The organism is Caproiciproducens sp. (assembly GCF_053840905.1).
Genome location: NZ_JBNLXQ010000029.1, coordinates 1 through 9,728, shown reverse-complemented (window position 1 = coordinate 9,728; position 9,728 = coordinate 1). Strand labels below are relative to the sequence as shown.

General features: G+C 52.1%; 12 protein-coding genes. 1 reads left to right on the top strand and 11 read right to left on the bottom strand.

The features are described from left to right. Positions 1 to 34: 34 nt before the first annotated feature. Positions 35 to 796 (bottom strand): JAB domain-containing protein, encoded by a 762-nt coding sequence (locus ACQGQ5_RS15815; protein ID WP_455737431.1) that lies wholly within the window; start codon positions 794 to 796, stop codon positions 35 to 37. A 24-nt stretch (positions 797 to 820) separates the two neighbouring features. Next, on the bottom strand, positions 821 to 1,402 hold the full coding sequence (gene pyrE / locus ACQGQ5_RS15810) for an orotate phosphoribosyltransferase (RefSeq protein ID WP_455737430.1): 582 nt from the start codon (positions 1,400 to 1,402) through the stop codon (positions 821 to 823). 148 nt (positions 1,403 to 1,550) lie between these two features. Between pyrE and ACQGQ5_RS15805 the strand changes: the two genes are divergently transcribed. Then, positions 1,551 to 2,510, top strand: a complete 960-nt coding sequence (locus tag ACQGQ5_RS15805; protein ID WP_455737429.1) for an RluA family pseudouridine synthase — start codon at positions 1,551 to 1,553, stop codon at positions 2,508 to 2,510. 115 nt (positions 2,511 to 2,625) lie between these two features. Here the strand turns inward: ACQGQ5_RS15805 and hisE are convergent, their stop codons facing one another. The 9 genes from hisE to ACQGQ5_RS15760 all read right to left on the bottom strand — a co-directional run. Next, positions 2,626 to 2,952, bottom strand: coding sequence for a phosphoribosyl-ATP diphosphatase (gene hisE, locus ACQGQ5_RS15800; RefSeq protein WP_455737428.1), 327 nt, complete (start codon positions 2,950 to 2,952; stop codon positions 2,626 to 2,628). Further along, positions 2,945 to 3,301 (bottom strand): phosphoribosyl-AMP cyclohydrolase, encoded by a 357-nt coding sequence (gene hisI, locus ACQGQ5_RS15795; RefSeq protein ID WP_455737427.1) that lies wholly within the window; start codon positions 3,299 to 3,301, stop codon positions 2,945 to 2,947. Before hisI ends, hisE begins: the two co-directional genes overlap by 8 nt. Then, the gene (gene hisA / locus ACQGQ5_RS15790; RefSeq protein ID WP_455737426.1) at positions 3,288 to 4,025 is read right to left on the bottom strand and encodes a 1-(5-phosphoribosyl)-5-[(5-phosphoribosylamino)methylideneamino]imidazole-4-carboxamide isomerase; all 738 of its coding nucleotides are present in this window, start codon (positions 4,023 to 4,025) and stop codon (positions 3,288 to 3,290) included. Before hisA ends, hisI begins: the two co-directional genes overlap by 14 nt. A gap of 21 nt (positions 4,026 to 4,046) precedes the next feature. Then, complete coding sequence (gene hisB, locus ACQGQ5_RS15785) at positions 4,047 to 4,622, bottom strand: imidazoleglycerol-phosphate dehydratase HisB (protein ID WP_455737425.1); 576 nt, start codon at positions 4,620 to 4,622, stop codon at positions 4,047 to 4,049. Between the two features lie 17 nt (positions 4,623 to 4,639). Continuing rightward, a complete protein-coding gene (gene hisC, locus ACQGQ5_RS15780) occupies positions 4,640 to 5,692 on the bottom strand; it encodes a histidinol-phosphate transaminase (RefSeq protein ID WP_455737424.1) in 1,053 nt (350 codons plus the stop codon). A gap of 1 nt (position 5,693) precedes the next feature. Beyond that, positions 5,694 to 6,971, bottom strand: a complete 1,278-nt coding sequence (gene hisD, locus ACQGQ5_RS15775; RefSeq protein ID WP_455737423.1) for a histidinol dehydrogenase — start codon at positions 6,969 to 6,971, stop codon at positions 5,694 to 5,696. Beyond that, positions 6,968 to 7,606: an ATP phosphoribosyltransferase gene (hisG, locus tag ACQGQ5_RS15770; protein WP_455737422.1), complete on the bottom strand. Its 639-nt coding sequence runs from the start codon at positions 7,604 to 7,606 to the stop codon at positions 6,968 to 6,970. The genes hisD and hisG overlap by 4 nt, the downstream gene beginning before the upstream one ends. Positions 7,607 to 7,618: 12 nt before the next feature. Continuing rightward, positions 7,619 to 8,815, bottom strand: a complete 1,197-nt coding sequence (gene hisZ / locus ACQGQ5_RS15765; RefSeq protein WP_455737421.1) for an ATP phosphoribosyltransferase regulatory subunit — start codon at positions 8,813 to 8,815, stop codon at positions 7,619 to 7,621. A 71-nt stretch (positions 8,816 to 8,886) separates the two neighbouring features. Beyond that, on the bottom strand, positions 8,887 to 9,728 hold an 842-nt coding region (locus ACQGQ5_RS15760; RefSeq protein ID WP_455737420.1), incomplete at its 5' end, for a helix-hairpin-helix domain-containing protein.

The window sequence follows — 9,728 nt, the reverse complement described above, 5'->3', positions numbered from 1 at the left end:
GCTGATATTGTGAAACTAATTTAAAATCCATTTTTTACTCCGTATCAAATCCGACATCAAAAATTCCCGGCATGATTCCGCTTTTCGCGATTGAAAAATAATCGTTGCCGCTCACGATCATATGATCGATGAGCTTCACTTCCACAATGTTCAGCGCTTCATAGACCCACTGTGTGGAGCTTAAATCCTGTTTTGACGGCAGACAGTCTCCGCTCGGATGATTATGTGACAGAATCGCGTAAGCCGCGTTATACTCCACCGCAAGCCGGACGATCTTCCTGATATAAATATTGGCGGTGGCAACGGTGCCTTCATTGACCACGTCGCAGTAAATCAGCCGGTTTTTGCTGTCGAGGAGCATCAGTACGATGACCTCGTCCGAACGGCCGATAAATTTGCGGGTCAAAAGCCTGCCTGCTTCATTATAACTGAAAATCACATTTTTGTCTTTATCCAAATTTTCCTGGTAACGGCGGCACAGCTGCGGAATGAGTTTGATCAGCGTCGCCGCCGACTTCCCCACGCCCTCCACCTTCATCAGTTCTTCATAGGGCGCGTCGAACACCCCCGACAGCGACCCGAATTTCCGCAGGAGCGCATGGCCGACGGGATTCGTATCCTTTAAAGGAATCGCGTAAAAAAGAAGCAGCTCCAGAACCGCGTGCGGCTCAAAAGCGTCAAGCCCGTCCTTCCGAAATCTGTTTTTCACGCGGTCCCTGTGGCCGCCGTGCACGGGCCGGGCTTCGTCACTGATTTTCGGCGGCTGTTCCCCGCTTCTTTCCCTGTTTTCCTCCAACGACGCCCGCCCCCCAATCATCCATCAGATTTTTCTGCTGCCCGGTTTGACGGGCGCCGGAGCACCGGCCTTGCACAAAGGACATTCCTCCGGTTCCCAGGACTCCACTTCAACGGAAACGACCGCCTTAAAGGGAACGCCGAAATCGATTTTTCCGCCTGTCCGGTCAACAATGGAACCGACGCCGACCACTTCGCCGCCGGCTTCCTTTACCAGCTCGATCACCTCGCGGACCGATCCGCCGGTCGTCACCACGTCTTCCACCACAAGCACCCTGTCCCCGGGGTTTACGGCGAAGCCGCGCCGCAAAGCCATTTTCCCGTCCTCGCCGCGCTCGGTAAAAAAGTTTTCGCAGCGGAGCGCGCGGCTGACTTCGTAAGCCATCTGGACCGCCCCCATCGCCGGTCCGATGACGATCTGAACATGATCGTGACAATACTGTTCCGCAAGGGCCGCGCAAAGCTCCTCACTGTACCTTGTATTGCGAAAAATCCTGGCGCACTGGAGGTATTTGTTGCTGTGCCTGCCGGAGGTCAATTTGAAATGCCCCTGCAGCAAAACCCCGGCCTCTTCCAAAATCTCCATGACCCTTTGCTGTGTTATCATAATCCGTTCTCCTTCTCGCATATTTCATTCTATTATATACTAAAAAATCGCTTTTGAAAAGTATTTCCGACTGTTGCTGCGGCCTGATCCGTGATATAATCGGGAAGGCGGAAGCACTGAAAATGTATCAAGTTAGGAGTATTTCCATATGAAAGAAATAACCGTAGGCGCAAACGACGCCGGACAGAGGCTGGACAAGTTTCTCACGAAATCCTTCGGCAACCTCCCCCAATCCATGATGTACAAAAGCATCCGTAAAAAAGATATCAAGCTCAACGGGAAGCGGTGTGAAATTTCCACCCGACTGAACGAGGGCGACGTTCTCACCCTGTATTTAAAAGATGAATTTTTTCAGCAGGAGCAAAAGGAATACGACTTTCTGAAAGCGCCGAACAAGCTCACGGTGATTTATGAAGACGAAAATATCATGATTTTAGATAAAAAGCCGGGATTGATCGTACACCCGGATGAAAATTATCATTTTGATTCCCTGATTGCCCGCGTTCAGCATTATTTATATGAAAAAGGGGAATACCGCCCCGAAAACGAAAATTCGTTCGCCCCGGCCCTGATCAACCGGATCGACCGGAACACCGGCGGCATCGTAATGGCGGCGAAGAACGCGGAAACCCTCCGCATCATGAATGAAAAAGTAAAAAAACGCGAAATGCAGAAGCTATATCTCTGCATTGTCCATGGAAAAATGAAGCCGAAAGCAGCGGTGCTGGAAGGCTTTCTCGAAAAAAACGAAAGCCAGAACCGCGTCTATATTTCCCACAGGCCCACCGCGGATACCAAATCGATCAAAACGCGCTACCGGGTGCTTGAAGAGCGCGGAAGCTTCAGCCTGCTGGAGGTGGAGCTCCTGACCGGCCGCACCCACCAAATCCGCGCGCACCTTGCTTCCGTCGGCCACCCGCTCGCCGGGGACGGAAAGTACGGCACGAACGCGATCAATAAACAAACCGGATTTTCCTATCAGGCCCTTTATTCCTACAAGCTGAAATTCACCTTTGACACGGACGCGGGAATTTTGAATTACCTGAACGGTTCGGAATATGAAGCAAAGGATATCTGGTTCTTAAAAGATTTTCACAGCTGGGCGTGACCCCTTACGCGATACTAAAAACCCGCCGGACGTCGGGAAATCGCGCCATGGGGGCAAACGCGGTTGGATCGACCGCCCGTGCTGAAAAAAGCCGGCGCAAATGCGCCGGCTTTTTTCAGCTGTTTTTATCTGCCTGATGGAAGGTTTTCAGGTTCCCCGTTTTTTCACTGCGCTTTTCCAGCTCAGCCTGAATATCTTCCAGGGAGATGCCTTCGTTGACCATTAAAACGGTCAGATGATACAGCAGATCCGATAGTTCAAGGACGGTTTCGGCATTGTCTCCGTTTTTGGCGGCGATCATCACCTCGCTGCACTCTTCCCCACATTTTTTCAGGATCTTATCAAGGCCTTTGTCAAACAGGTAACAGGTATAGGACCCTTCCGCACGGGTTTCTTTTCTGCTCTGTATGGTACTGTATAGCTCCTGCCAGGTATCAAGCATCGTTATCCCTCCAGATTTCATTAAAAAAGCAGCTGTGCGCGCCCGTGTGGCAGGCGGCGCCGGTCTGTCTGACGACGACCAGAAGGGTGTCGTCATCACAGTCGCCATGGATGCTCACAACCTTCTGCAGATGCCCGGAGGTCGCGCCTTTATTCCAAAGCTCCCGGCGGGAACGGCTGTAAAACCAAGTATATCCTGTCTCAAGCGTTTTTCTCATGGACTCCCGATTCATATAGGCCAGCATCAAAACTTCGTTTGTTCCGTATTCCTGAACGATCGCCGGAAGCAGATCGGATTTTTGAAAAAATCGGTCTATAAAGGTGTTATCCTTTCCATCAATACATTCCATTTGTTTTTTCCTCCCCGCAAAGCGCAATCGCTGCTTTCAAATCGAGCGCACCGGTGTACAGGGATTTCCCACAGATTGCCCCATACAGCTTCAAATCCAGTAAATCCGCGATATCCGCAAGGCTGCTGACACCGCCGCTCGCAATAATATGACAGGAAACCGCATGATTCAGCCGGTCCAGCATTTCCAGATTCGGGCCGGTCAAAGTGCCGTCCCGGGAAATATCTGTAAAGATAATATGCTTTACTCCGTACTGCTCCATCCTTTTGGCAAGCTCAAGATAGTCCACCGTTGAGGTTTCCGTCCAGCCCTGCGCGGCAACCTTACCGTTTAAAGCGTCGATTCCCACCGCAATGCGCTCGCCATAGCTCTGAACAGATTTCTTGACAAGATGGGGATCGTTCAGGGCCGAAGAACCTAAAATGACTCTCGACACACCGTTGGAAAGATAAAAATCAATCGTTTCCATGCTTCTGATTCCGCCGCCGATTTCTATCTTCAGCCCGGAATCCTGCAGTACTTTAAAAACGATTTCCGAATTCACGGGATGAGCCGCTTTTGCGCCGTTCAGATCGACAACATGCAGCCACTTCGCTCCCGCAGACTCAAAAACCCTGGCGGTGGACACCGCGTCCTGCGCCACTTTATGCGCCGTGCTGTAATCGCCCTTTACCAGACGCACGCATTCGCCGTCTTTAAGATCGATTGCGGGCAAAATAACCATAGCCGTCTCCTATTCTTGAAATTACAAAGACCCCTTTGTGGAGAGCACCCCGTCGGAAGTTTGTTCAACCGCCAGCCGCATGGCGTGGGCGACGGCCTTGAACATTCCTTCGATCTCATGGTGCGCGTTTTTGCCGTATTCAATCCGTGTGTGGAGCGTGATCCCGGCGTTGAACGCGAAGGCGCGCAGGAATTCTTCCGTCAGGCAGGTATCGAATTCCCCCACCCGTTCCTGCTCGAACTCCGCCTGAAAAACAAGGTACGGCCTTCCGCTGATATCGACGGAGGCAAAGGCAAGCGCTTCATCCATGGGAACAAAAAAGGTGCCGAAACGGGCGATCCCCGATTTGTCTCCAAGGGCCTCCGCAAAGGCTTTTCCCAAAACGATGCCGACATCCTCAACTGTGTGATGGCCGTCGATCTCCAAATCGCCGACCGCTTCCACAGTGAGTCCAAAGCCTCCGTGTACGGCAAAGGCATTGAGCATATGGTCAAAAAAACCGATTCCGGTTGAAATGCTCACTTCGCCGCCGTCAAGAGAAAGCGAAACGGCAATATCCGTTTCCTTGGTTTTGCGTTTTTGTACCGACGTCCTCATTTTTCCGCCTCCCTTTGTTATTGAATCACTGTTTCAAAAACTTTGATAAACTCTTTGTTTTCTTCCATCGTACCTGCCGTCACCCGCAGAAAATCGCCCATAAAGCGGACGGCAATCCCTGATTTTAATAAGGCGAGAAAAATTTCCTCCGCCTGGGCAATCTGAAGGAATACAAAATTGGTTGCGGTGGGATACACATGCATTTTTTCGCTGTTGTTCTTTTCTATGCGCATCATTTCCGAATAAAGCATATTCCGGGAAGCAACGATGTCGTTGATACCGGAACGGATTAAATCGGATTCCTTTAAAATAAGGGAACCGATTTTCTGAGTGAGGGAGTTCACGTTATAGGGCGATTTGACCGCTTTCAGCGCGTTTGTCAGCGTCGGATTCGCTACGGCAAACCCGAGCCGGATTGCGGCCATGCCAAACGCTTTGGAGCAGGTTCTCAGAATCATGAGATTATCGTATTGCTCCACCTCATCCAGCAGGGACTGGTCCCAAAAGTCCATATAGGCTTCGTCAAGCACCACCAGCGCCTTTACCGATGTAATCAGCCGCCGGATTTCCTCTTTTCGCAGCCCAAGCGAAGTGGGATTGCACGGATTGGAAAAAAGAATCAGCCTGACGTCGTTTGCATTGGCGAGTTCAATGACCCGACCCACGTCGATGGTCAGATCGGGATTTTTGGCGTAGACAATGCTTTTCGCTTCCACAATGGAGGCGTAAAAGCGATACATGGAAAAATCCGGGGACACCGTCAGCATCGCATCGCCCTTCATTAAAAAGGCGCCGCAGATAACGGATATCAGTTCGTCGGAACCGTTTCCGGCCGTGACATGGGCGGGATTGACCTGATAAAACTTCGCAAAGCTTTCGCAAAGCTCCGACGCCAACGGATCCGGGTACCGGTTATAAGCGGTAAACGCCGCCGATTCCATGATTTTCAATGCAATCCGGTTTGGAATGGGAAGAAAGGACTCGTTGGCATCCAGACGAATCGGATAGTGGCCGGTAATCGGGTCATACGGGCGCAGATCCCTGATTTTTTCATTTAACCGGTAAGCCATTTCAGCGCCTCACTTTAATCGAATTCGCGTGAGCAGTCAGGCCCTCGGCCTCTGCGAGCTGAATAATATCCTTCTGCGCCGATTTCAACGCATCTTCCGTATAATAGATAAAGCTGGATTTCTTGATAAAGCTGTCCACCGAAAGCGGGGAGAAAAAGCGCGCGGTCCCACTGGTGGGCAAAACATGGTTCGGTCCCGCGAAATAGTCGCCAAGCGGCTCCGGCGAATAGTTGCCGAGAAAAACGGAACCGGCGTTGTCGATTTTTCCGATATATTCCATCGGGTTTGCGGCGCAAACCTCAAGGTGCTCCGGCGCCAGCTCGTTGGCAAAGGAAACGGCTTCCTCCATGCTTTCGCATACCACCACCGCGCCAAAACGGTCCAGTGATTTGGAAATGATTTCCCTGCGCGACAGCTTTGGCAGCTGCCGGTCAATCTGGGCAACCGTCTGCTCCGCGATTTTCTCTGAAGTCGTCAGCAGAATAGCGGAGGCAAGCACGTCGTGTTCGGCCTGAGACATCAGGTCCGCCGCCAGAAATTCCGGACGCGCCGTTTCGTCCGCGATAATCAGGATTTCGCTCGGGCCGGCGATCATATCGATATCGACGGTGCCGTAAAGCTGCTTTTTGGCGGTGGCTACATAAATATTTCCCGGGCCGACAATTTTATCGACCTTGGGGATGGTTTCGGTCCCGAACGCAAGCGCCGCGACCGCCTGCGCCCCGCCGACCAGAAAAACGCGGTCGACCCCCGCGGTCAGCGCCGCCGCCAGGATATCCGGATTGGGCTTTCCGTCTTTTCCGGGAGGCGTCACCATGATGATTTCTTTTACTCCGGCAATTTTGGCGGGAATCGCATTCATCAGGACGGAAGAAGGGTAAGCCGCCGTTCCGCCCGGCACATAGATCCCGACTTTTGACAGGCCGCGAATGCGCTGACCCATCATCACTCCGCTTTCATCGGTTTGAAACCAGCTCTGCTGTTTCTGCCGGGAATGAAAGTCCCTGATGTTCTCCGCGGCTCTGGCGAGCGCGGATAAAAACTCCGGTTCACATCGGTTGATAAGATCCTTCATTTCCGCGGCGGAAATCTCCGTTTTTTCGGGCTGGCTGCCGTCAAATTTCAGGGTGTATCCGCGAACCGCGTCGTCGCCGTGACGGCGTACATTTTCAATGATTTCCGAAACGGCCGATTCCACCGCCCGGTCAGTTTCTTCATTCCTTTGTTTCAGCCGACTGATAAAATCGCGGCTGACGCCCTTTCTCACAAGCTGTATCACGCTGTTCCCTCCCTTGCCCGGTCCATCTCTTCCACAAGGCTCTCTATTTCCGTTTTGCGGATTTTCATGCTTGCCGCGTTGACAATCAGTCTTGCGGAAATATCACAGATGCTTTCCATCACTTCGAGTCCGTTTTCCTTCAGGGTAGAACCTGTCTCAACAATGTCCACGATCGCGTCGGAAAGGCCCAGAAGCGGCGCCAGCTCGACAGACCCCTCAATTTTTATGATCCTGACGTCCATTCCTTTGCTTTCAAAGTAATTTCTGGCGACATTCGGGTACTTCGTAGCAATGGTTTTAGAGGAATATCCGCTGAAAAAATCCCGGTTCTTCGGACCGGCAAGCGCAAATTTGCATCTGCCGAAACCGAGGTCCAGCACTTCATAAAAACCGCTTCCATGCTCCAGAATCGTATCTTTTCCCACGACTCCCAGGTCACAGACGCCGTGCTCCACGTAGGTGATGACGTCTGCGGCTTTGGCAAGGACCACCTCGAACCGGTTCCCGCCGACCGGCAGAATCAGTTTGCGCCCTTTCTTTCTGACGGCGGAACAGTCAAAGCCGATTTTCTCAAATAAGGCAACGGTATCATTTTCAAGCCTGCCCTTCGTAAGGGCGATTCTAAGTGGTTTCATCTTTTCCCAACCCTATGTCAGATTTATGGTCTCAACACGGTCTCCGATACAGTCCACGCGCCTGATTCCGCGCGTTTTCGCATATTCCAGCGCTTTTTCTTTTGTCTCAAAAAGACTGTTTTCACATTTCAGACCCTTTTCAATCAGTGTGGAAGCATAATTCAGGGCTTCCATCTCAAAACCGGTCTCTCCGTGGACCAGAACGTCCGCCGGCATAACGGAATAGAGCGTACCGCGTTCCAGCATGATTTTGGAAATCGCGTCCACGTTGATCGCGAACCCGATAGCCGGCATCGGAAAGTCAAAGCAACCGAGAAGGTTGTCGTACCTTCCGCCCAGAAGGACTGCGTCGCCGCAGTTTTCCACGTAAGCGCTGAAAACGATATCGGTGTAATAATCGTTGCGCTGTACCAGGCCCAAATCGACGATCATCTTATCGCCAAGGCCGCGGCGGCTCAGGGAACGGTAAAGCTCGTGCAGGTATTCCAGCATTCCTCCGGACTTTTCGTCGGAGCAAAACGGCTCCGCATGCGCAAACACCTCTTCCCCGCCGAAAAGGCGCGGAAGCGTGCGCATCGCCGTTACCGGCCGGGATTCCTCCAGACCGTCAAGGATTCTGTTCAGCGACGCGTAATTTTTCGATTCGATGGCGCTGCGGATATCCTCGCGCAGGTCGTCGGAAATAGGCAGCTGCTCGGCCAATGCGCGGAAAAGTCCGGCGTGACCCAGTTCAAACCGAAAATCAGGGACACACTTTCCCAGCGCCTCGATCGCCGTCACGATCACTTCAAGGTCCGCGCGCATTCCATCCGCACCGAGAAGCTCGATCCCGGTCTGGACCGTTTCGTCGCTGCGGCCCGTCAGTGCCGGATTGTTGCGGTAGATGGGCTGCGTGTAAAAAAGCCTGATCGGCTTCGGTAAGGCCTGCAGTCTGGTCGCGGCCAGACGCGCGATCGGCATGGTGGAGTCCGGCCGCATCACCGTCAGCCTTCCGCGGCGGTCGGACATTTTATACAGGACCTCCTGCCCGATTCCGGAAAAATTCGGGTCAAACACATCATAGAACTCCAAACCGGGAGTAACCACTTCATTGAAGCCTCTGGAAGAAAACACATCCCTCAGGGTTTTCTCCACATCCCTGCGCACCAGGCATTCTTCAAAAAGAAGGTCTTTCGTCCCCTCCGGAGTGACTTTGTTATATTTTTTCATCCAATACACCTATAGACTTTCCGTTGAACGCTTTAGTATGGTAATATAATATCACACTAAACTACTCTTTGTCAACCAAATAATGTCATCTGGCTGCTTTGCGGCAGCCCGGCAAGCGCCCCGGCTTCCTTGAGCGTTTCAATCACGGATTTGGAAACCTTGGAGCGGGTCTGAAGATCGTCGACAGAAATATAGGGCCCGTTTTCCTTTGCGGCCGCGAGACTGTTTGCCGCGGCTTCCCCCACACCCGAAAGAGAGGAAAACGGCAGCCTGATTTTTCCATTCTCGACCAGATATTTTTTCGCGTCGGACTGATAAAGATCGACCGGAAGAACCTCGATTCCCCGGGCAAGCATTTCGTTGATGATCTGGAAAGTAGCATAGGCGGCCTCTTCTTTCGCACTTGCTTCCTTGCCCTTCATGCTGATTTCATTCATGCGCCTGCGGACGGCTTCCCTGCCCTTCATGACGGTTGCGCCGTCAAAGTCCTCTCCGCGCACGGTAAAATAAGCGGCGTAGTACTCGACCGGCTTATGTACCTTGTACCACCCGAGACGCAGGGTGGAAATCATATATGCCGCCGCGTGCGCTTTCGGGAACATGTACTTGATCTTCATACAGGAATCAATATACCACTGAGGTACATGATGCTCTTTCATCGCCTGAATATGTTCTTCCGTCAAAAGCTTGGAGGCCTTGCCCTTACGGGTGATCTCCATGATTTTAAACGCCATTTTCGGTTCCAGCCCTTTGTGCAGCAGGTAAGTCATAATGCTGTCCCTGGTTCCGATTACCTCCGCGATGGTGCAGGTCTTGTTTTTAATCAGGTCCTGCGCGTTGCCGAGCCAGACATCCGTACCGTGTGAAAGGCCGGAAACCTGCAAAAGATCGGAAAAGGTTTTTGGCTGGGAAT